Source organism: Burkholderia sp. BCC0398, assembly GCF_902833245.1.
Classification (GTDB): domain Bacteria; phylum Pseudomonadota; class Gammaproteobacteria; order Burkholderiales; family Burkholderiaceae; genus Burkholderia; species Burkholderia sola.
Genome location: NZ_CADFEM010000009.1, coordinates 255,682 through 276,729 on the forward strand (window position 1 = coordinate 255,682; position 21,048 = coordinate 276,729).

At 68.0% G+C, this 21,048-nt stretch carries 23 protein-coding genes; 13 read left to right on the forward strand and 10 right to left on the reverse strand.

Annotated features, from left to right (window positions below):
* Positions 1-84: 84 nt before the first annotated feature.
* Positions 85-291 (forward strand): hypothetical protein, encoded by a 207-nt coding sequence (locus tag HWX76_RS21205; RefSeq protein WP_050013375.1) that lies wholly within the window; start codon positions 85-87, stop codon positions 289-291.
* Between the two features lie 40 nt (positions 292-331).
* Here the strand turns inward: HWX76_RS21205 and HWX76_RS21210 are convergent, their stop codons facing one another.
* From HWX76_RS21210 to HWX76_RS21220, 3 genes are all read right to left on the reverse strand, one after another.
* On the reverse strand, positions 332-1,456 hold the full coding sequence (locus tag HWX76_RS21210) for an OpgC domain-containing protein (RefSeq protein ID WP_089489889.1): 1,125 nt from the start codon (positions 1,454-1,456) through the stop codon (positions 332-334).
* A 418-nt stretch (positions 1,457-1,874) separates the two neighbouring features.
* Entirely contained in the window at positions 1,875-2,774 is a 900-nt protein-coding gene (gene rarD, locus HWX76_RS21215) for an EamA family transporter RarD (protein WP_050013377.1), read from the reverse strand.
* A gap of 27 nt (positions 2,775-2,801) precedes the next feature.
* Entirely contained in the window at positions 2,802-3,098 is a 297-nt protein-coding gene (locus HWX76_RS21220) for an acylphosphatase (protein WP_050013378.1), read from the reverse strand.
* A 152-nt stretch (positions 3,099-3,250) separates the two neighbouring features.
* Between HWX76_RS21220 and hpnA the strand changes: the two genes are divergently transcribed.
* Entirely contained in the window at positions 3,251-4,258 is a 1,008-nt protein-coding gene (hpnA, locus tag HWX76_RS21225) for a hopanoid-associated sugar epimerase (RefSeq protein ID WP_011353724.1), read from the forward strand.
* Between the two features lie 108 nt (positions 4,259-4,366).
* Complete coding sequence (locus tag HWX76_RS21230; RefSeq protein ID WP_176016303.1) at positions 4,367-5,764, forward strand: phage tail protein; 1,398 nt, start codon at positions 4,367-4,369, stop codon at positions 5,762-5,764.
* 119 nt (positions 5,765-5,883) lie between these two features.
* Here the strand turns inward: HWX76_RS21230 and HWX76_RS21235 are convergent, their stop codons facing one another.
* Positions 5,884-7,071, reverse strand: a complete 1,188-nt coding sequence (locus tag HWX76_RS21235; protein ID WP_050013380.1) for a glycosyltransferase — start codon at positions 7,069-7,071, stop codon at positions 5,884-5,886.
* A gap of 403 nt (positions 7,072-7,474) precedes the next feature.
* On the opposite strand from HWX76_RS21235, the gene ispH reads away from it, so the two are divergent.
* Together ispH and hpnH are read left to right on the forward strand one after the other, a co-directional pair.
* A complete protein-coding gene (ispH, locus tag HWX76_RS21240; RefSeq protein ID WP_050013381.1) occupies positions 7,475-8,416 on the forward strand; it encodes a 4-hydroxy-3-methylbut-2-enyl diphosphate reductase in 942 nt (313 codons plus the stop codon).
* Between the two features lie 12 nt (positions 8,417-8,428).
* A complete protein-coding gene (gene hpnH / locus HWX76_RS21245; RefSeq protein WP_012339213.1) occupies positions 8,429-9,589 on the forward strand; it encodes an adenosyl-hopene transferase HpnH in 1,161 nt (386 codons plus the stop codon).
* Between the two features lie 154 nt (positions 9,590-9,743).
* Here hpnH and HWX76_RS21250 read toward each other — a convergent pair whose 3' ends face one another.
* From HWX76_RS21250 to HWX76_RS21260, 3 genes are all read right to left on the reverse strand, one after another.
* Positions 9,744-10,004, reverse strand: a complete 261-nt coding sequence (locus HWX76_RS21250; RefSeq protein WP_050013382.1) for a hypothetical protein — start codon at positions 10,002-10,004, stop codon at positions 9,744-9,746.
* 169 nt (positions 10,005-10,173) lie between these two features.
* Positions 10,174-10,653: a hypothetical protein gene (locus tag HWX76_RS21255; RefSeq protein ID WP_089489892.1), complete on the reverse strand. Its 480-nt coding sequence runs from the start codon at positions 10,651-10,653 to the stop codon at positions 10,174-10,176.
* Positions 10,654-10,876: 223 nt separating this feature from the next.
* Positions 10,877-11,254, reverse strand: coding sequence for a hypothetical protein (locus HWX76_RS21260; RefSeq protein ID WP_176016304.1), 378 nt, complete (start codon positions 11,252-11,254; stop codon positions 10,877-10,879).
* 487 nt (positions 11,255-11,741) lie between these two features.
* Between HWX76_RS21260 and HWX76_RS21265 the strand changes: the two genes are divergently transcribed.
* Complete coding sequence (locus HWX76_RS21265; RefSeq protein ID WP_089489893.1) at positions 11,742-12,095, forward strand: DOPA 4,5-dioxygenase family protein; 354 nt, start codon at positions 11,742-11,744, stop codon at positions 12,093-12,095.
* Positions 12,096-12,213: 118 nt separating this feature from the next.
* A complete protein-coding gene (locus HWX76_RS21270) occupies positions 12,214-12,639 on the forward strand; it encodes a nuclear transport factor 2 family protein (protein WP_050013386.1) in 426 nt (141 codons plus the stop codon).
* A 59-nt stretch (positions 12,640-12,698) separates the two neighbouring features.
* Here the strand turns inward: HWX76_RS21270 and HWX76_RS21275 are convergent, their stop codons facing one another.
* The 3 genes from HWX76_RS21275 to HWX76_RS21285 all read right to left on the reverse strand — a co-directional run bounded on the left by HWX76_RS21275 (position 12,699) and on the right by HWX76_RS21285 (position 15,825).
* Entirely contained in the window at positions 12,699-13,319 is a 621-nt protein-coding gene (locus tag HWX76_RS21275; RefSeq protein ID WP_050013387.1) for a hemolysin III family protein, read from the reverse strand.
* Between the two features lie 208 nt (positions 13,320-13,527).
* Positions 13,528-13,734 (reverse strand): YbdD/YjiX family protein, encoded by a 207-nt coding sequence (locus HWX76_RS21280; protein WP_050013388.1) that lies wholly within the window; start codon positions 13,732-13,734, stop codon positions 13,528-13,530.
* A 12-nt stretch (positions 13,735-13,746) separates the two neighbouring features.
* Complete coding sequence (locus tag HWX76_RS21285) at positions 13,747-15,825, reverse strand: carbon starvation CstA family protein (protein WP_050013389.1); 2,079 nt, start codon at positions 15,823-15,825, stop codon at positions 13,747-13,749.
* Positions 15,826-16,094: 269 nt separating this feature from the next.
* Between HWX76_RS21285 and dapF the strand changes: the two genes are divergently transcribed.
* From dapF to HWX76_RS21315, 6 genes are all read left to right on the forward strand, one after another.
* Positions 16,095-16,907 (forward strand): diaminopimelate epimerase, encoded by an 813-nt coding sequence (gene dapF / locus HWX76_RS21290; RefSeq protein WP_089489894.1) that lies wholly within the window; start codon positions 16,095-16,097, stop codon positions 16,905-16,907.
* A complete protein-coding gene (locus tag HWX76_RS21295; RefSeq protein ID WP_089489895.1) occupies positions 16,904-17,788 on the forward strand; it encodes an RNA polymerase sigma-70 factor in 885 nt (294 codons plus the stop codon). Before dapF ends, HWX76_RS21295 begins: the two co-directional genes overlap by 4 nt.
* Positions 17,789-17,997: 209 nt before the next feature.
* Positions 17,998-18,477 carry a carboxymuconolactone decarboxylase family protein gene (locus HWX76_RS21300; protein WP_050013392.1) on the forward strand — a complete coding sequence of 160 codons (480 nt, stop codon included), beginning with the start codon at positions 17,998-18,000 and terminating at the stop codon, positions 18,475-18,477.
* Positions 18,478-18,552: 75 nt separating this feature from the next.
* Positions 18,553-18,954, forward strand: coding sequence for a cupin domain-containing protein (locus HWX76_RS21305; protein WP_050013393.1), 402 nt, complete (start codon positions 18,553-18,555; stop codon positions 18,952-18,954).
* A gap of 110 nt (positions 18,955-19,064) precedes the next feature.
* Complete coding sequence (locus HWX76_RS21310; RefSeq protein WP_050013394.1) at positions 19,065-20,069, forward strand: LysR family transcriptional regulator; 1,005 nt, start codon at positions 19,065-19,067, stop codon at positions 20,067-20,069.
* A gap of 205 nt (positions 20,070-20,274) precedes the next feature.
* Positions 20,275-21,030: an SDR family oxidoreductase gene (locus HWX76_RS21315; protein WP_050013395.1), complete on the forward strand. Its 756-nt coding sequence runs from the start codon at positions 20,275-20,277 to the stop codon at positions 21,028-21,030.
* The last annotated feature ends 18 nt before the right edge of the window (positions 21,031-21,048 follow it).

Consider the following 21,048-nt stretch of genomic DNA (forward strand, 5'->3'; position numbering starts at 1 on the left):
CTCCCGCCGGAAACGCGAACGCGTCCTACACTGGTTGCAGGCAACGCATCCGCTTCCCGAGATGCGCACTGGCGGGAGAACCCGATGAAAAGCAAGACGACGCGGCTGTTGAGGATCCTGTCGGACATCCGGCACGCGCAGCGCTGCACCGCGATGCGCGCCGCCCGGGCCGCGGCCGAAGCCGACGCGGTGCTCGCGGAGCGCGACGACCCGGCGCCGGACGAACGCGACGACGCCGAAGCCGACGACGCCACCGCCACGCCCCGCTCCCGTATCGGCTCACCTCACTGACGCCGCGCGGCGCCTGCCGCGCCGCCCTTCTTGCGCGCGCCTACGCCGCCGCGCCGCGCCATCGCGCGATCCACGTCCCCGAACCGGCCACCGCCATCATCAGCCCGACCGCGCACGCGTCGGCCACAAGGCCCACGCCGACATGCCGCAGATCGGCGCTGCCCGCGACCGGATGCAGCAGCGAATCGATCACGAGCGAGATCGCCGCACCCGCGACGAAGCAGATCAGCCCGCGCTGGCCAACCGCCACGACGGGCCGCACGCCCTGCGCGATCCGCGCGATCCAGCCGAAGCGCACGCAATCGGCCATCAGCCACGCGATGGCCGCGAAGCTCACGACGCGCGGCAGCGCGAGATCGCGCTTGAGCACGCCTTCGGGCGCCGGCAGCCCCGAGAACAGCTTGTAGCTCGCGCAACCGAGCACGATCGCGCACGCGAGCCCGGTCGCCGCCGCGCCCCAGCGGCCGAGCGCGACGCGCCGGTAGAACGGCTGGGAGCGCGCGAGCACGCCAGCGACGAACATCAGTTGCCACGCGAACGGGTTGAAGCTCCAGCGGAAGCCGTCGGTGTCCAGCAGCTCCGGGCCGAGCCAGCCCGCCGCGAGCCACGACGCGACGCTCAGCGCGACGAGCAGCCACGGACGGCGCCGCGCGAACGGCACCAGCACCGGCGACGCGAGCGCGAACAGCACGTACATCGGCAGCACCGACGCGAGATACGGCTGGCGCTGGAACGTCAGCAGCTCGGCCGCCCCCGTCAGCGGCGACGCGAGCATCACGCTGACGTCGTCGAGCGCGAGGTTCGGCGCATCGATCCCGTAGTGATCGAGCACCGCCGACACGACGAGCATCAGCGTCGACGTCGCGAGAAACGCGCGGTAGATCTGCATCGCGCGTCGCACGAACCGCTGCTGCGCGGCGCGCGCGCCGTGCCGCTCGGCGATCGCGCCGTACGCGCTCGCGGTCGCGAAGCCACCGAGGAACACGAACACCTCGGCCGCATCGCACAGCGCGAATGCGTGCAGCGTCACGCGCGACAGCACGCTCGCGCCGATGTGATCGACGACGATCATCAACAGCACGAGCCCGCGGAAGAAGTCGATTTCGATCAGGCGGCCGCTGCGCGACGGCTGCGCCGTGGCGGCATGCAGCGGGCTCAACGACATGAGCGCACCTGCACGGCGGCGGTGCGACGTGCACCGGGGAAGGGAGCGGGAGAAAGACGGCGAGCGCGATCGGCGACGATACGCGTATGCCCGTATCGTGCCAACCCGGCCGACTTGGCAGGGAGGTGACCGTTCAATGAAAAGCCGGATACGAAGGGAAGTCGATCAGATCAGTCTAATGGCCGATCAGGGGCGACCCTAAGTAACAAAATGCAACTGAATCTTCTCTTCGATTACAAGCGTGAGCGTGGCGCGGCGAAGCAGGCAGCGTCGCCAGATTCGCGTCAGCGCGGCGTCAGTCGGCGGTCAGTATCGACGGATTCGAGAGGACGTGGCAGCGGAACGAACGCGGTTCGACGGCCGGACGATGCGCGATGCGCGGCACGTTCCGCACGGCCCGCGCATCGCGACGATGCGCTTAACCGCGCGCGGGCAAGCGCCGCATCAGCATCGCGCTGTGCCATGCGGTGAGCGCGACGGCGACCCAGATCGGCCCGTACGTCGCGAGCTGCGAGACGCTCAGCGTCTCGCCGAGCAGCAGCAGCGACACCACGACGAGCAGCACCGGCTCGACGTAGCCGAGAATCCCGAACAGCGCCATCGGCAGCATCCGGCTCGCCTTCAGGTAGCTCGCGAGCGCGAGCGTGCTGAGGAGGCCGAGCCCCGGCAGCAGCGCGGCCCACAGCAGCGGATGGCCGGCGACGCGCGTCGCGCTCGTCGCGACCATCGCGAACGCGATCGGGCACAGCAGCACGATCTCGATCGCGAAGGCGGCGAGCGAATCGGCGTTGATCCGCCGGCGCAGCACGAAATACGGCGGATAGCCGAGCGCGACGACGAGCGTCGGCCATGCGAACGCGCGCGTCGCCCACACTTCGTGCGCGACGCCGAGCGCCGCGCACGCGACCGCCGCCCATTGCAGCGGGTCGAGCCTTTCGTGATAGTAGAAGCGGCCGACGAGCACCATCGTCAGCGGCAGCAGGAAATAGCCGAGCGACACTTCGAGCATGCGGCCATGCAGCGGCGCCCACAGGAACAGCCACAGCTGCACGCCGAGCAACGCCGCGCTCACCGGCAGCGCGACCAGCAGGCGCCAGTCGCGCGCACTGCGCCGCGCGAGCTCCACGAGCGCCGGCCAGCGACCGCGCAGCGCGATCAGCGCGAGCGCGCCCGGCGCGGTCCACACGATGCGCCACGCGAAGATGTCGAGCCCCGTGAGCGGCGCGAGCAGTTTCGCGTAAGCCGACATCAGCGCGAACAGCGTCGACGCCATCACCGACAGCAAGAGGCCGCGCCCGGCTTCCGGATACCCCGTCATATTGTTGTGTGTCCCTTCGCGTGCCGCTTACTGCTGCTGGAAACGCTCGAAGCGCTTCTCGGTCGGCCGTTCCTCGAACGTCACCTCGGTCACGCGCGCGGCAGGCGGCCCGTGACGCAGCCACGCGAGCATCCGGTCGATCTGCGCGCCGGGGCCCTGGATCATCGCCTCGACGGTGCCGTCCTCGAGATTCGCGACCCAGCCGCGCAGCTTCAGCGCATGCGCTTCGCGCACCGTCGCATGACGAAAGCCGACGCCCTGCACGACGCCGCGCACCCGCACGTAGTAGGTCTCGATCCGTTCGTCCAGTTCATTGCGGCTCATCGCGTCGCCCTCCCGTTGCATTCAAGCCCGGCATTGTAGTCGCGTCGGCCGCTTCGCACACGCGCCGGCCGGGCGTCGCCGCGCGCGCCGACCACGTACAATCTCGCCGATGCTCAACCGCCGCGCCGCCCGCGCGGCCCCGAAGGAAACGCATGACTGATACTTCCCGCGATCTCGTTCTCGTCACCGGCGCGTCCGGTTTCGTCGGCTCGGCCGTCGCGCGCATCGCGCAGCAGAAAGGCTATGCGGTGCGCGTGCTGGTGCGCCCCACCAGCCCGCGCACGAACGTCGCGGATCTCGACGCCGAGATCGTCACCGGCGACATGCGCGACGAGGCGTCGATGCGCGCCGCGCTGCGCGGCGTGCGCTACCTGCTGCACGTCGCGGCCGACTACCGGCTGTGGGCGCCCGATCCCGACGAGATCGAGCGCGCGAACCTCGAAGGCGCGGTCGCGACGATGCGCGCGGCCCGCGCGGAAGGCGTCGAGCGGATCGTCTATACGAGCAGCGTCGCGACGCTGAAGGTGACGAGCGCCGGCGATCCGTCCGACGAGAATCGGCCGCTCACGGCCGAGCAGGCGATCGGCGTCTACAAGCGCAGCAAGGTGCTCGCGGAGCGCGCGGTCGAACGGATGATCGCCGACGAAGGGCTGCCGGCCGTGATCGTCAACCCGTCGACGCCGATCGGCCCGCGCGACGTGAAGCCGACGCCGACCGGCCGCATCATCGTCGAGGCCGCGCTCGGCAAGATTCCCGCGTTCGTCGACACGGGGCTGAACCTCGTGCACGTCGACGACGTCGCGCACGGCCACTTCCTCGCGCTCGAGCGCGGCCGGATCGGCGAGCGCTACATCCTCGGCGGCGAGAACCTGCCGCTGCAGCAGATGCTCGCGGACATCGCGCAGATGACGGGCCGCAAGGCGCCGACGATCGCACTGCCGCGCTGGCCGCTGTACCCGCTCGCGGTCGGCGCCGAAGCGGTCGCGAAGTTCACGAAGAAGGAGCCGTTCGTCACCGTCGACGGGCTGCGGATGTCGAAGAACAAGATGTATTTCACGTCCGCGAAGGCCGAGCGCGAGCTCGGCTACCGTGCGCGCCCGTATCGCGAAGGGTTGCGCGATGCGCTCGACTGGTTCGGCTCGGCGGGCTACCTGAAGTAACACAAAGCGGCGCACGTCGCGCCGCTTTGCGCACTTTGTTACACGTCGCGCACGGACCGGCATCGGCGCTGCGGTTAAAATCGCGGGTCTTACGCAGAGAAGACACGCATGAACCTGAACGATCAGATCGCTTCGCTCGCCACGGGCGTCGATCAGCTCCTCCACGATCACCACGCCGCCCAGCAGGCGGCACGCAGCGCGGAAGCCTTCGCGCGCGCCGCGGCAGCGGAAGCCCGGGCCGCGGCCGAGCGTCACGCGGCGGCGGAAACCGAAGCGCAGGCGGCCGCGCAGCGCCACACGGCCGCAGCCGCCGACGCCGAAGCCGCGCAGCGGCGTCATGCCGACGCCACCGCCGCCGCCGAAGCGGCCGCCCAACGTCATACGGATGCCGCCACGCAAGCCGAAGCCGCTTCGCAGCGCCATGCGGAAGCCACCGCGCTGACCGAAGCGCTCGCGCAACGTCACGCGGATGCCGAAGCCGCGTCGCAGCGCCACGCGGCGGCGATCGCCGAAGCCGAGGCCGCCGCGCAGCGTCATCACGCCGCGGCGACCGAAGCCGAAGCGGCCGCGCAACGTCATGCCGCGGCGACTGCCGAAGCGGAAACCGCCGCGAAGCGCCACGCGGAAGCGACCGCCGAAGCCGAAGCCGCCGCGCAGCGCCACATGGCCGCGATCGCCGAGGCCGAGGCGCTCGCCCAGCGTCATACGCAAGCGCTCGCCGACACGCAGGCCGCCGCCCAGCGTCACGCCGACGCAACCGCCGAGGCCGAAGCCATCACACGGCGTCACGCCGAAGCGATCGCCCAGGCCGAAGCCGCCGCGCAACGCCACGCGGAAGCGACCGCCGCAGCCGAAGCGATCACGCAGCGCCATACCGAAGCGATCGCGCAGGCCGAAGCGGCCGCGCAGCACCACGCGAAGGCGATCGCCGACGCCGAAGCGCTGGTCGAGGCCGTCGTCAAGGAAGCCGCGACGAGCGCGGTTGCCGTGACGGCCGATGTCGTCGAGCCGTCCGTGGCGGCGCAAGCGTCGGTGAACACGACCGCGCTGGCGGCGGAAACGGTGGAAACGATCGATGTGGTCGAAGTCGCCGACGCCCCGGCCAATGCCGAGACCGCGCCGATTCCGACGACGCAAGCCGAAACCGCGGTTGAAGCCGACACCGCTGCCGCGCCGGCCGACAAGGCGACGCTGCACGTCGCGCGCCCGTCCCAGAACGAACTCACGCTGACCATCAACGGCCAGTCGATCACGCTGCATCCGGAGCAACTGGGCCAGCTGATCGAGGAACTCGCGCACGCCCGCGCGTCGATGCAGCCGGAGCCGCCGCCCGGCATTCCGGCCGGCTGGCGTTTCGTGACGACGAAGAATCCGATGATGGCCGTGCAGAAGCAGTCGAACGGCGACCGCCTGCTGGTCGCCCGCCACACGGGCTACGGCTGGGTGCCGTTCACGTTCTCGCCGGACGTCGTGATCCAGATGTACATGATGCTGACGCAGCGGTAAGCACGCGCATCGGCCGGAAACCGGCCAAAAAGCAAACAGCCCGGATCGGCTAGCGTCGATCCGGGCTGTGTGTTTTCAGCGTTCCGGTTGATCGGGACGGCCGGCCTCCGCCGGCGTGGTCAACGCTCCACCGGCGCCTGCACGCGCGCCTTCCACTGGCCGCCCTTGCCGCGCCAGTAACGCCACGCGGACGCGAACGTCGCGCCCACATAGAACAGCGCGACGAGCGGCAGCGCGGGCGCCCACAGCGGCGAGCGCCGGTAGTAGCGCAGCATCGGCGCATACGCGGCGCACATCGACGCCCACGCGAGCCATGCCGGCCACGCGCGCGCACCGTACGCGAGCGCGGCGACGGGCGGCACCAGATAGATGATCGTCATCCCGAGCAGCGTGCCGGCCAGCAGCAGCGGCGAATAGTGCAGCTGCGTGAACGCGGTGCGCGCGATCATGTTCCAGATGTCGCGCCAGCTGTCGTACGGGCGCAGCGACACGCTGCGATCGGCGAGATCGAGCCGGATCGGATGGCGGCCGCTGCCGCGATGCTTGATCTGCGCGGCGAGGCTGCAGTCGTCGATCAGCGCGCCGCGAATCGATTCGATGCCGCCCGCTTCCTCGAGCGCCGTGCGCTTCACGAGCATGCAGCCGCCGGCGGCGCCGGCCGTCCGGTTGCGCGGGTTGTTGATCCACGAGAACGGGTACAGCTTCGCGAAGAAGAACACGAACGCCGGGATCAGCGCCTTTTCCCAGAACGAGTCGCAGCGCAGCCGCACCATCAGCGACACGAGATCGCGCTGCTCGGCCTGCGCGCGCGTGACGAGTTGCGCGACGGCGTCGGACGGATGGCCGATGTCGGCATCCGTCAGCAGCAGGTAGTCGGCCGGCAGGCCGAGCGTCTGCACCGCCGCGATTCCCTGCGACTGCGCCCACACCTTGCCCGACCAGCCGGCCGGCAGCGGCTTCGCGCTCAGCACCGTCAGCCGGTCGGCGCGGTTGATCGCGAGCGCGGCCGCGCGGGCCGCGTCGGCGGTGCCGTCGTCGCTGTGGTCGTCGACGATGATCAGGTGGAAGTCGCCCGGATAGTCCTGCTCGAGCAGCGAAGTCGCCGCCCGGGCGATCACGTCGGCTTCGTTGCGCGCCGGCACGACCGCCACGACGGCCGGCCAGCCGGCCTCGGCCGCCGCGCCGCGCGCGTCGGGCGGCAGCGGCCGTGCGGGCTGCGCGCGCCAGAAGCCGCCGCGCGCGACGAGCAGCACGATCCAGATCACCAGCGACAGGCCGGACACCAGGAAAGCGATCGCGAGCATCATCGGCCTGCCTCCTGCCGCCCGTCGGCTCGTTCGGTAGAAATAAGGGTCTGGAACAAAACGCCCGACGCCGCACGGGCGGACGGGCAATACGCGTGAGAATCGACGGTCATCGAATGGCCTTGAAATGAGCGCGATGGCGGGCAGCCGGAGCGGCCGCCCGCGAAACCGCGCAGTTTACCGGGTTCCGCGCGCGCCAGCGCCGACGCGGCTCTCCCGCAATTGCAACGGTGTCGACACGGCACCGAAGCACGGACGGCCCGATAGGGTTAAAATGCGCGATTAATTCGGGGTTCCGGGGCCTGGCCGGCCGGTTCGTTCCTGCCTTCATAACATCAAGCCGGGGCGAGCAAGCGCGTGCCAAGCGCCTCGAACCCCGGCGTCTGTCGTCGGAGTTCGCTCACTTATGCGAGTCATCCTTGCCCAGCCCCGCGGCTTCTGTGCGGGGGTTGTCCGTGCGATCGAGATCGTCGATCGCGCGCTGCAACAGCACGGTGCGCCGGTCTATGTGCGTCATGAGATCGTGCACAACCGGCATGTCGTCGAAAATCTGCGTAATAAAGGGGCACGATTCGTTGAGGAACTCGACGAGGTGCCGCACGGCGCTGTCGCGATCTTCAGCGCGCACGGTGTCGCCCAGACGGTCGAGCGCGACGCGCAAACGCGCGGGCTCGACGTGCTCGACGCGACCTGCCCGCTCGTCACGAAAGTGCACGTACAGGGCCGCCAGTACGTCGCGGCGGGCCGCCGGCTGATCCTGATCGGCCACGCGGGCCACCCGGAAGTCGAAGGCACGATCGGCCAGATTCCGGCCGAGGTGATCCTCGTGCAGAGCGAAGCCGAAGTCGATACGCTGACGCTGCCCGTCGATACGCCGGTCGCGTACATCACGCAGACCACGCTGTCGGTCGACGACACGCGCGGCATCATCGAAGCGCTGCAGCGCCGGTTCACCGACCTCGTCGGCCCGGACACGCGCGACATCTGCTATGCGACGCAGAATCGCCAGGCCGCCGTGCGCGAGCTGAGCGAACAGGTTGACGTGCTGCTCGTCGTCGGTGCGACGAACAGCTCGAACTCGAACCGCCTGCGCGAGATCGGCACCGAAAGCGGTGTACCGAGCTATCTCGTCGCCGACGGCTCGGAAGTGAAGGCCGAATGGTTCGCGGGCGTGCAGACGGTCGGCCTGACCGCCGGCGCGTCGGCGCCCGAGGAAATGGTCGAGGATGTAATCGGCGCGCTGCGCGCGCTGGGGCCCGTCGATGTCGCGACGATGGCGGGCCGTGAAGAAAAAGTCGAATTCAAGTTGCCGGCGAAGCTCACGCAAGCTGTCGCCCGCGAAGTTTAAGGAGGACATCCCTTGTCTATTCCGCTGCTCCAGCAAGTCCGTGTCGGCGCCTACATCGTGCGCCAGCACCTGTCCGGCAACAAACGCTATCCGCTCGCGCTGATGCTCGAGCCGCTGTTCCGCTGCAACCTCGCGTGCAACGGCTGCGGCAAGATCGATTATCCGGATCCGATCCTGAACCAGCGCCTGTCCGTCGAGGAATGCCTGCAGGCCGTCGACGAGTGCGGCGCACCCGTCGTGTCGATCGCCGGCGGCGAGCCGCTGCTCCACAAGGAGATGCCGGAAATCGTCAAGGGCATCATGAAGCGCAAGAAGTTCGTGTACCTGTGCACGAATGCGCTGCTGATGGAAAAGAAGATGGACGACTACCAGCCGAGCCCGTATTTCGTCTGGTCGGTCCACCTCGACGGCGACAAGGAAGCGCACGATCACTCGGTGTCGCAGGAAGGCGTGTACGACAAGGCCGTCGCGGCGATCAAGGAAGCGAAGCGCCGCGGCTTCCGCGTGAACATCAACTGCACGCTGTTCAACGATGCGGTGCCGGAACGCGTCGCGAAGTTCTTCGACACGCTGGGCCCGATCGGCGTCGACGGCATCACCGTGTCGCCGGGCTATGCATACGAGCGCGCGCCGGATCAGCAGCACTTCCTGAACCGCGACAAGACGAAGAACCTGTTCCGCGAAATCCTGAAGCGCGGCGAAGGCGGCAAGCGCTGGTCGTTCAGCCAGTCGTCGCTGTTCCTCGACTTCCTGGCCGGCAACCAGACGTACAAGTGCACGCCGTGGGGCAACCCGGCGCGTACGGTGTTCGGCTGGCAGAAGCCGTGCTACCTGGTCGGCGAAGGTTACGTGAAGACCTTCAAGGAACTGATGGAAACGACGGAGTGGGACAACTACGGCGTCGGCAACTACGAGAAGTGCGCGGACTGCATGGTCCACTGCGGCTTCGAGGCCACGGCCGTGATGGACACGATCTCGAACCCGCTGAAGGCGCTGCGCGTGAGCCGCAAGGGCATCAAGACCGACGGCCCGTTCGCACCGGATATCTCGATCGCGAAGCAGCGTCCGGCCGAGTACGTGTTCTCGCGCCACGTCGAGATCAAGCTCGAGGAAATCCAGCGCGCCGGCAAGGGCAAGCTGCAGAAGCCGGCGAAGTCGGCGACGGCCGCTTAAGCAGCGCGGTGAGCCGCGCGGAGGGTCGCGCCTTCGCAGCGGCCTGGGATCGAAGAAGCGCCACGGAGTTCGCTCCGCGGCGCTTTTTGTTTTGGCGGACGCCGCGTGCCGCATTGCGCTCACGCGCGTGCGTGCGGCGGCGAACGTCGGTTGCCTAGCTGCGCGACTCCGCCGCGGCGATCAGTTGCCACGCGGTCGGCCCCGGATCGAGCAGCGGGTCGGACGGCGGATCGAGATCGTGCGGATGCGCGTCCTCGGACGGCAGCATCTGCCATTTCGCAATGCCGATTTCGTCGCCGCACACGGTGCATCGATAGATGCCCGCCACCGTCACCTTGCTGCCCGGCGGCAGATTCTCGCTGAATGCGCGGCCACTTCCGCACGTGAAGTAGCCGCCGCTCCTGTATAGCGCCATCGCTCCTCCTGACCGAAACGAATGCGTTCGCGTCGACACGCACGATCGCCGCAAACGCGAGGATGGATCCTCGTCGCCCGGCCACGCCGGGTTCCAGTCGTGTCATTAGACGGCGCGCGGCCGCGCGATGGAATCGGACGGGTATGAAACGCGGCCCGCGGCCAGCGATTCAATGCAGAACGGCCGGCGCCCGCATCTTCGCCGCCGCCTGCGCGACGATCCCCGGCTGTTCGGCGGAAGCGAACGTGCAGACGTGACGCCACAGCTCGGCCAGCCGATGCCGCGTGAGCGTCGCGACGCATGCGTCGTTCGCGGCGAGCACGCGTTCGAGCACCGCGCATTCGTCGTCGTGCAGCGTCCATGCACCGCTTCGCGCGGCGCGCGCCACGCTCGCGTCCAGCACGCGCTCCGCGTCGACGCATAGGTCGATGGTCGCGTCGGGAGAGACCACATCGTCGAGCGCGAGGAACACCAGATACACGCTCGTGCGCAGCCTCATCAGCAGCGTTTCGCTACCGTGCTCGCCGCGCAGCGCGACCAGCGCCATGTGGCATTTCAGCGAGATGTCGCGTGCATGCGCGGGCGGCAGCGGCAGCAGCCATTCGCGCGTCAACGGCGGATGGCGACGGCCTTTCCGGGCAGCCTTCATGATCCGCCCTCGCTCGCGCTCGCGTCGTCCGCCGTCGCCCCGGACCGCGCGTCGCCGCATGCAACCGCGCACCCGCCCGCGTCGCGCAGGTCGTCCGCTCGGCGTCGCATGCCGTGCACATCGGCGCGCCGCCGTGCCGCGCACGCGTGCGGCGGCCTGCGTATCGCCGACGCACGCCACCCGCCGAGCAATCGGTCAGCGCATGCCATGTTCGTCTCCTGTGTCAAAACGTGTTGTCGCCCTTCAGGTAGTACGCGGTTTTCACGAAGAACGCCTTCACCGGATGGCCGCTCTGCACGTCGCGGGCCGCCCGCGCTTGCATCGCGGCTTTTTCGTCGGGCCACCGGTTGGGCACCGGGTTGTACACGCGCTCGAGCGCACGTTGCATCGCGAGCGGATAGTTCTGGTTGCCGGCCGTCGTCGCGCGATAGCCGGCACGCGTCATCTGCATCAGCTGCACATCGGTTTCGGCACGCGCCGCCGACCAGGTCAACGACGCGGCATGCGAAGTGTCGGCGACGCCGATCGTCTGCGCGAAGCTGACGGCCGGCAGCGCAGCGAGTGCGCAGGAAAGAACGGCAACGGGAACGAGGGATCGCATAATGGCCTCCAGATGGTTGTCCCCGCATCGATCCAGCATCGATGCGTTGAAATCATCGTATGTCGGGCCGCATCCCGCTTGAATAGCCGAATCCGCAATTGTTATTTTCAGCCGCGCATTCGGCGTGCGAACTGCGTCGTTCGCGTATCCCTTCGAAATGGAATTTCTTTATTTCATTCAACGATCTGATCGGACTTTTACCGGCGATCCGGTGGGACGCTCACCACGCTCTTTCAATTTCCGAAATGACGTGTTGCCGACGGAAATCCGGCCGGCGCGCCTGCGCACAAGGCTTGGCGTGTTATCGCGCACACGGATACCATCGAAGCGATCGAGTCGGATCAGCCGATTCTTCTGATGCAGGACAAATCACTCGCATCGGCCCGCCGGATTGAGACGCGACGCAATCTGCAAGGACGCGCGATAATCACGCATCGACCGTTTCGCACGGCATCCCAGGCATTTTCATTTTTAATCGAGTCTTCCCATGGCTGCTCTCGACACTACCGCCATCGACAGCTGGCACGCGCACGTCTATTTCGATGCGGCAAGCCGCGACGCGGCTTGGGCATTTCGCCAGGTCGTCGACGCGCGGTTCGGCGCGGTCATCGAACTCGGCCGCTTTCACGAACGCCTCGTCGGCCCGCATCCGGCGTGGTCGTACCAGATCGCGTTCGATGCCGCGCGATTCGACGACATCGTGCCGTGGCTCGTGCTGAACCGCGGCGCGCTCGACATCTTCCTGCATCCGAATACGCACGACGAACTGCGCGACCACCGCGATTGCGCGGTGTGGATCGGCAAGTCGCATGCGCTGAATCTCGACGCGCTGGCCGGCTAGGCGCCACCCGCAGAGCGCCCGCGGCGCGGCCCGGCATCCACGTTTCGGGTCGACGTGAAACGTCTCGCGGCGGCGCACCCCTACAGTGGTTTCCGTGATCGACTTCCGGAAACCCGCCATGACACCCGCAGACACCGATGCCGATGCCCGGCGCATCCATGACGACTGGCACGCGGCCGTCGTCGCCCGCGACCTCGACGCGCTGATGTCGCTGTATGCCGACGACGCGGTGCTCGAAACGCCGCTCGTCGTCGCCACGCTGCCCGAACACGGCTCGGGCGTGCTGCACGGCAAGGCCGCGATCGGCGCGTTCTTCGCGGCCGGCCTGCGCAATCCGGACAACCCGCTCGGACGCTGGTACCGGACCGGGCTGTTCTTCTCGAACGGCCGCCAGCTCGTCTGGGAATACCCGCGCGCCACGCCGGACGGCGATCAGGTCGATCTCGTCGAGGTGATGGATCTGCGCGACGGGTTGATCGCGCATCATCGCGTGTACTGGGGATGGGTGGGCTTCGGCGCGCTGCGGGACGCGCCGCGCCGGTAGCGCATGCTGCGGCCGACTCGCGACGCGCGGAGCATCACGCGCTCAACGCGCCATGCCCCTCACGCGACATACATCGCGACACTGACGAACTGGCACAGGCTGCCGGCCAGCACGAACAGGTGCCAGATACCGTGTCCGTGGCGGATGCGTTCGTCGTTGATGAAGAAGTAGATCCCCGCGCTGTAGATCACGCCGCCGGCCACGAGCCATGCGGTGCCGACCGGCGGCAGCGCGTGGATCAGCGGCCGCACGGCGACGAGCGCGAGCCAGCCCATCAGCACGTACAGGATCATCGACAGCAGGCGCGTGCGGCGCCCGAGCGTCAGCTCCTGCACGATGCCGAACACGGCGAGCCCCCAGCTCACGCCGAACAGCGACCAGCCCCACGGGCCGCGCAGCGTGACGAGCGTAAACGGCGTATAGCTCCCTGCGATCAGCAGATAGATCGCCGCATGGTCGCATTTCTGCAGGATCGCCTTCAGGCGCGGGTTGCGCACGCTGTGATAGGCCGTCGAGATCGCGTAGAGCAGGATCAGCATCGCGCCGTACACGCTGAAGCTCACCACCTTGTACGGGTCGCCTTCGAGCGCGCCCATCGTCACGAGCGCGACGAGGCCGGCCACCGACAGCACCGCGCCGACGAGATGGGAAATGCTGTTGAAACGCTCACCGACATGCACGACGTGTTCTCCTGCGGTCCATCGGGAAAAGAAAGTGCCCTAATGATACCGGCGGCCGGATGCCGCCGCGCTGCGCGCGGGCAAACGGCACGCAAGCGCCCTGCGGTGCGCGTCGTCGGCCCACCAAAGAAAAAAGCGCCGCGACAGCCATCGCGGCGCTTCCGTTTCGATACCGAACCGATTCGTCAGGCGATTGCAACGGCCCGGTTCAGCAACACTTCCCCGCCCCCGACCCGTACCGCGCATTCTGACGCTCACGGAAGAATTCCTCGTACGTCATCGGCTCGCGGTCCGGATGGGTGTCGCGCATGTGCGCGACGTAGGTATCGTAGTCGGGCAGGCCGACCATCAGCCGCAACGCCTGCCCAAGGTAACGCCCCGCGCTGCGCAGGTCGCCGCCAAGATCGCTGAACATCGCGGCCTCCCCTTAACGTCCGCTGCCGAGCGCCTGCGCGGCCGGCATCGCTTCGTACGGCGTCTCGCGCACGGTCGGCTTCGACTCGCGGCGCGCGCGCAGCACGGCGAGCAGGCCGTACACCGCGATCGCCACGACGACGAAGATGAACAGCCCGGCCAGCGCCGCATCGATGTAGTCGTTGAAGATGATCCGTTTCATCTGCGCGATCGACTTCGCCGGCGCGAGCACCTTGCCCTCGTCCACCGCGGCCTGCAGCTTCGCGGCGTGCGCGAGGAAGCTGACCTTCGGGTTCGCGTCGAAAATCTTCTGCCAGCCGGCCGTCAGCGTGCAGATCAGCAGCCACGCGGTCGGCACGATCGTCACCCAGGCGTAGCGCTCGCGCTTCATCTTGAACAGCACGACGGTGCCGAGCACCAGCGCGATCGCGGCGAGCATCTGGTTCGAGATGCCGAACAGCGGCCACAGCGTGTTGATGCCGCCGAGCGGATCGACCACGCCCTGGTACAGGAAGTAGCCCCACGCGGCCACGCACAGCGCGGTGGCGACGAGGTTGGCGGGCAGCGACTCGGTGCGCTTGAGCGCCGGGTGGAACGTGCCGAGCAGATCCTGCAGCATGAAGCGGCCCGCACGCGTGCCGGCGTCGACGGCCGTCAGGATGAACAGCGCCTCGAACAGGATCGCGAAGTGATACCAGAACGCCATCATCGCTTCGCCGCCGATCACCTGGTGCAGGATGTGCGCCATGCCGACGGCCAGCGTCGGCGCGCCGCCCGCACGCGCGATGATCGTGGTTTCGCCGACGGCCTTCGCGGTTTGCGTGAGCATGTCGGGCGTCAGCACGAAGCCCCATTGCGTGACGGTGTTCGCGACCGCTTCCGGCGTCGAGCCGAGCACGGCGGCCGGCGCGTTCATCGCGAAGTAGATGCCCGGTTCGATCACGCACGCGGCGACCAGCGCCATGATCGCGACGAACGATTCCATCAGCATCGCGCCGTAACCGATGAAGCGCGCGTTGGTTTCGTTGTCGATCAGCTTCGGCGTCGTGCCCGACGAGATCAGCGCGTGGAAGCCCGACACCGCGCCGCACGCGATCGTGATGAACAGGAACGGGAACAGGTTGCCCGCCCACACCGGGCCCGTGCCGTCGACGAACTTCGTCAGCGCGGGCATCTTCAGTTCCGGTGCGACGACCAGGATGCCGATCGCGAGGCCGAGGATCGTGCCGATCTTCAGGAACGTCGACAGGTAGTCGCGCGGCGCGAGCAAGAGCCACACCGGCAGCACCGACGCGACGAAGCCATAGCCGATCAGGATCCACGTGAGCTGCGTGCCGCTGAACGTGAACCACGCGGCGATCGCCGGCGAGGCGGCCACGTTCTGACCGAACGCGATCGCGGCCATCAGCCCGATGAAGCCGATGATCGACACTTCGCCGATGCGGCCCGGGCGGATGTAGCGCGTATAGACGCCCATGAACAGCGCGATCGGAATCGTCGCGGCGACGGTGAACGTGCCCCACGGCGAATTGGTCAGCGCCTTCACGACGATCAGCGCGAGCACCGCGAGGATGATCACCATGATCAGGAACGCGCCGAACAGTGCGATCACGCCGGGCACCGTGCCGAGCTCCATCTTGACGAGGTCGCCCAGCGAGCGGCCGTCGCGGCGCGTCGAGATGAACAGCACGATGAAGTCCTGCACCGCGCCGGCGAACACGACGCCGGCCAGGATCCACAGCATGCCGGGCGTATAGCCCATCTGCGCGGCGAGCACGGGTCCGACCAGCGGCCCGGCGCCGGCGATCGCGGCGAAGTGATGGCCGAACAGCACGTACTTGTTGGTCGGCACGTAGTCGAGGCCGTCGTTGTACTTGACCGCCGGCGTCATCCGCAGCCCGTCGAGCTGCATGACCTTGCTGGCGATGAAACGGCTGTAGAAGCGATACGCGATCAGATACACGCAGACTGCGGCGATCACGATCCAGAGGGCACTGACGCGTTCGCCGTGCGCGAGTGCGATCGTGCCGAATGCGAACGCGCCGAGCAGCGCGACCGCGATCCATAGCAGGGTACTGGAAGCCCGATTCATGGCGTCTCCTGGTCTCCAATGTGTTTTTGAGTGGATGCGGCGAGGCGCCGAACCCGCGTGACGTCGATGCGTCGTGCCGCAGCCTCGCAGAGGCCGCGGCGATGGGCCGTAGTATTCCGCGCGATGGGGGAGGCTTACAAGCGGATAACTACGTATGCGGGGCTACGTAGAATTACGTAGACCCCTGTCGCATGCGCCTCGTCGGGCAACGATTGCCCGCGACCGCCGAGCCACGTACAGTGTTCGCCTACCCCCACTCCGGAACCGCCATGCCGATCGCATTTCAGAAGATGAACGCGAATGGCGATGACTTCGTCATCGTCGACCTGCGCGATCAGGGACACGAGCAAGCGCACCGCGTCGATCGCGATCTCGTGCGGCGCATGGGCGACCGGCATCGCGGCATCGGCTTCAATCAGCTCGCATTGATCTCGGACTGCGACGACGCCACCGCGTACGTCGCCTTCCGGAATCCCGACGGCTCGACGCTCGATACCTGCGGCAGCGCGACGCGCGGCGCCGCATGGAAGCTGATGCGGGAAACCGGCGCGGCGTCGGTCGTGCTGCGCACGAATCGCGGCCGCTTGCACTGTTCGCAGGATGCGCACGGACTGATCAAGGTCGAGATGGGCGCGCCGCGGTTCGGCTGGCAGGACATACCCTTTGCCGAAGCCGCCGACACGCTCGCGCTGCCGCTGCCCGGCACACCGGCCGCCTGCAGCATGGGCAATCCGCACTGCACGTTCTTCGTCGACGATGTCGCTGCACTCGACCTCGAAACGCTCGGCCCGGCGATCGAAACGCATCCGCTGTTTCCGCGGAAAACCAACGTGCATTTCGTTCAGGTCATCGATCGCACGCACATTCGCCTGCGCATCTGGGAGCGCGGCGGCGGCGTGCCGCTCGGCTCCGGCTCGTGTTCGTGCGGCGCGGTGGTCAACGGTATCCGGCGCGGACTGCTCGACGAGACCGTGAACGTCGAATGCGACGGCGGCAACGTGACGGTGCATTGGGATGGCACCGGCAATGTGTTCCTGAGCGGGCCGGTTGCATTCGGGTTCAGCGGGGTGTGGCTGTCATGAGCGACGACGCACAGATCTTCCACACGCTGCGTCCGCGCCTGCAAAAGATCGCGTACCGGATGCTCGGCTCCATCGCGGACGCCGAAGACATCGTGCAGGACGTGTGGCTGCGCTGGCACGACGCGGCGCGCGACGGTATCGAGAATGCCGAGGCATGGCTCGTCGCGGTCACGACCCGGACGTCGATCGACCGGCTGCGCGCGGCGAAGATCCGGCGCGAGCACTACACGGGTATCTGGCTGCCCGAGCCGGAACTCGGCGAATCGCCTGCGACACCCGAGGAAATGACGGAGCGCGCGAACGACGTGTCGGTCGCCTATTTGCTGCTGCTCGAGCGGTTGACGCCGGAAGCGCGCGCAGCCTTTCTGCTGCGCGAAGTGTTCGATGCCGACTACGACGAGATTGCCGACGCGATCGGCAAATCCGAAGCCGCGTGCCGGCAGCTCGTCAGCCGGGCGAAGGCCCAGTTGCGCGACGACGACAGGCCGCGCCACATCGTGCCGCGCGAAACGCACCGGCAATTGCTGCAGACCTTTTCGCATGCCCTCGCGCAGGGCGATTTTCCGTCGATCCAGGCGCTCCTCGCCGAAGATGCGATGCTGATCGGCGACGGCGGCGGCAAGGTCCAGAGTTTCCCGAAACCGATGGTCGGCGGTCGCCGCATCGCACAACTGTTCTACGCGACGTGGTTGCGCTGCGGCAGCGGCGTCGAAATGCGTCCGGTCGTGCTGAACGGCGAATGGGCGATGCTGCGCATCATCGCCGGCCAGCTCGAATCCGCGATGGCGTTCGAGACGGACGGCACGCGCATCGTCCGGATTCTCGTGCAGCGCAACCCCGACAAGCTCGCGCGCATCGCAGCCGCGTGCAGTGCTGGCTAGGGCGTGTTCACGCCCTAGCGATGGGTTGAACCCCGAAGCGCGCGTCGTGCACCGCTCGATGCGGCATTGGTGCAGCCCGCGCAACACGATGCGTCCCTGTGCGTGGCTACCGCGCGCCGGCCCACACTCCTAAGATGATTTCGCGCGGCGCCCTGCCGCCCCCGACGCCCGCGCAACGCGGGCCAGCCTCTTCGTCGCCAGGAGAAATCATGACGCAGCGTCTCAACTACATGCATCAATCGCCGGAACTGTTCCGGCAATTCCTCGAACTCAGCAACCTGCTGCGCGGCAGCGCGATCGAGGAATCGATCCGTGACCTCGTGTCCGCGCGTGCGTCGCAACTCAACGGCTGCGCATTCTGCCTCGACATGCACGTGAAGGAGGCTCGCCTGCACGGCGAGCGCGAGTTGCGCCTTCACCATCTCGCGACGTGGCGCGAATCGACGCTGTTCTCGCCGCGCGAGCGGGCTGCGCTGGCCTGGACCGAAGTACTGACGAAACTCCCCGAGCACGGCGTGCCCGACGACGTCTACGATCGCGTGCGCGGCCAGTTCTCCGAGAAGGAATTGTCGGACCTGACGTTCGAGGTGATGGCGATCAACGGCTGGAACCGCGCGAACGTGGCGTTCCGCACCGCTCCGGGCTCGGCCGACAAGGCTTACGGCCTCGACAAGGCCAATCTCGCCTGACGCCCGCGCCCGGCTACGGGCCGCTCCCTGCTTCGCCGCCGGCTGCCGGCCGGCGGCTTCACTGGAATCCATCCGATGATTCGCCTGAAACATGCCATCGCGGCCGCGCTCGTCGCCGCCTCGACCACCGGCGCTGTCCACGCGGCGCCTTCGGCCATCGTCACCCCGTTGATGACGAAGCCGCTCGACGCGTATCCGGGCAAGGAAGCCCTGATGATCTCGGTCGAATATCCGCCCGGCGCGGTCGACCCGGTCCACCGTCACCACGCCGAGGCCTTCGTCTATGTCGTCGAGGGCTCGATCGTGATGCAGGTGAAGGGCGGCGAGCCCGTCACGCTGAAGCCGGGCCAGACCTTCTACGAGGGCCCGAACGATCTGCACACGGTCGGACGCAATGCGAGCCGGACGCGGCCCGCGAAGTTCATCGTGCTGCTGTTGAAGGACAAGGGTGCACCCGTGCTCGTGCCGGAGAAATAGCCGGCCCGCACGCCGCCGCGCCCTTTTTTGAAAAAATGCGGCGGGCGGTGTCACAGGCGGCAGCGCTGAACCGTCTAGTCGCATACGGACACCACGATTCCAGCGCCTCCATGCCCGACACCTCCATCCGCCGCCCCGACGCCGACGACCCTTTCGCACGCAGCTTCTCGACCTGCTACGCCGGCGTCGTCACCTTCCTGGCCGTTGTCACGGAAGGCAGCTTCGCACGCGCCGCCGATCGCCTCGGCGTCGGCCGCTCGTCGGTCAGCCGCCACGTGCAACGGCTCGAGGATCGGCTCGACGCCCGCCTGTTCCAGCGCACGACCCGCAGCATGTCGCTGACGCGCGAAGGCGAACTCTTCTACGAAAACTGCCGGCCCGGCATCGAGCATCTGGCGCAGGCGCTCGAGGACATGCGCGAGCTGCGCAGCGGGCCGCCGAGCGGACACCTGCGCATCGGCGCGACGCCGGGCTTCGGCCGCAAGGTCATCGCGCCGCTGCTGCGCGACTTCCATGCGCGGTATCCGGACATCACGCTCGAACTGCTGTTGAACGACAGGCCCGTCGATTTCTCCGCCGACCGCATCGACGTCGCGTTTCGCGACGGCCGCATGGAGGACAGCGCGATCGTCGCGCGCCGGCTGATTCCGATGCAGATGATCGTCTGCGCGTCGCCATCGTACGCGCACCGGCACGGCTTGCCGCGCCACGTCGACGATCTCGAGCGGCATCGCTGCATCAACCTGCGCACCGCATCGGGCCGCGTGACGGAATGGGAATTCAGGATCGACGGGGCGACGCAGCAGCGCCAGATCGCCGCGCATCACACGTTCAACGACATCGATCTCGTCGTGCACGCGGCGCTCGACGGGCTCGGCATCGCGCAGCTGCCCGCGTACCAGGTGTGCGACCTGCTCGCCGACGGCCGGCTGCTGAGCTGTCTCGGCCAGCACGCGCCGGACGACGGCGGCCACTATCTCTGCTACCTGAGCCGCAAGCATCTGCCCACGCGCATCCGCGTGTTCATCGACTACATGATCGAACAGACGCGGGCGCGCGATCTGCAGTGCCTGACCACGATGACGACGCTGGCGCCGCTGGAGACGGTCGATTGATGCATTCCCGGCAACATGGTGAGGGCTTGCCGGCCTCTACCGGATCGCGCGGCGCATGCCTACGATGCGGGCTGTTCGACAGGCACGCGAATACGGCGCTGCGCCGTTCGGCAACGTACCGGCCCGATCGCGCGAACGCGATGGGCGCCGGTTTCGGCAGATTCAAGCGGCGCGCATGTCGCGCGCCCGTTCAAGGAGAGCAATCGTGAAAATCGTCGTGATTGGTGGTACCGGCCTGATCGGCAGCAAGGTCGTCAGGAACCTGATCGCACGCGGCCACGACGCGGTGGCGGCCGCGCCGTCGACGGGCGTCGATACGATCACGGGCGCGGGGCTGGACGCCGCGCTGGCCGGCGCGGAGGTCGTCGTCGATCTCGCGAATTCGCCGTCGTTCGAGGAAGCGGCCGTGAAGGCGTTCTTCGAGGCGTCGGGGCGCAACCTGTTCGCCGCGGAGCGCGCGGCCGGCGTACGCCATCACGTCGCGCTGTCGGTGGTCGGCACCGACCGGCTGCAGCAGAGCGCGTATTTCCGCGGCAAGATCATCCAGGAGAACCTGATCCGCGAAGCCGGCGTGCCGTACACGATCGTGCGCTCGACGCAGTTCTTCGAATTCGTCGGCGCGATCGCGCAGGCCGGCGCGCAGGGCGACACGGTCCGCTTGACCACCGCGCACTTCCAGCCGATCGCATCGGACGACGTCGCGGCCGCCGTGACCGACTTCGCGCTCGACGCGCCGCGCAACGGCATCGCCGAAATCGGCGGCCCCGAGCGCGTGCGGATCGCCGATCTGGTCGAGCGTTTCCTGTCGGCGACGCACGACGCGCGCACGGTGACGCGCGACGCCAGCGCCGACTACTTCGGCGCCGTGCTGCAGGACGATACGCTCGTGCCGACAGCCGGTGCGCGCCTCGGCGCGACGACCTTCGACGCGTGGTTCCGGCAGAACCAGCCCGCGCGCTGAGCGCCTCGGCCGGATCAC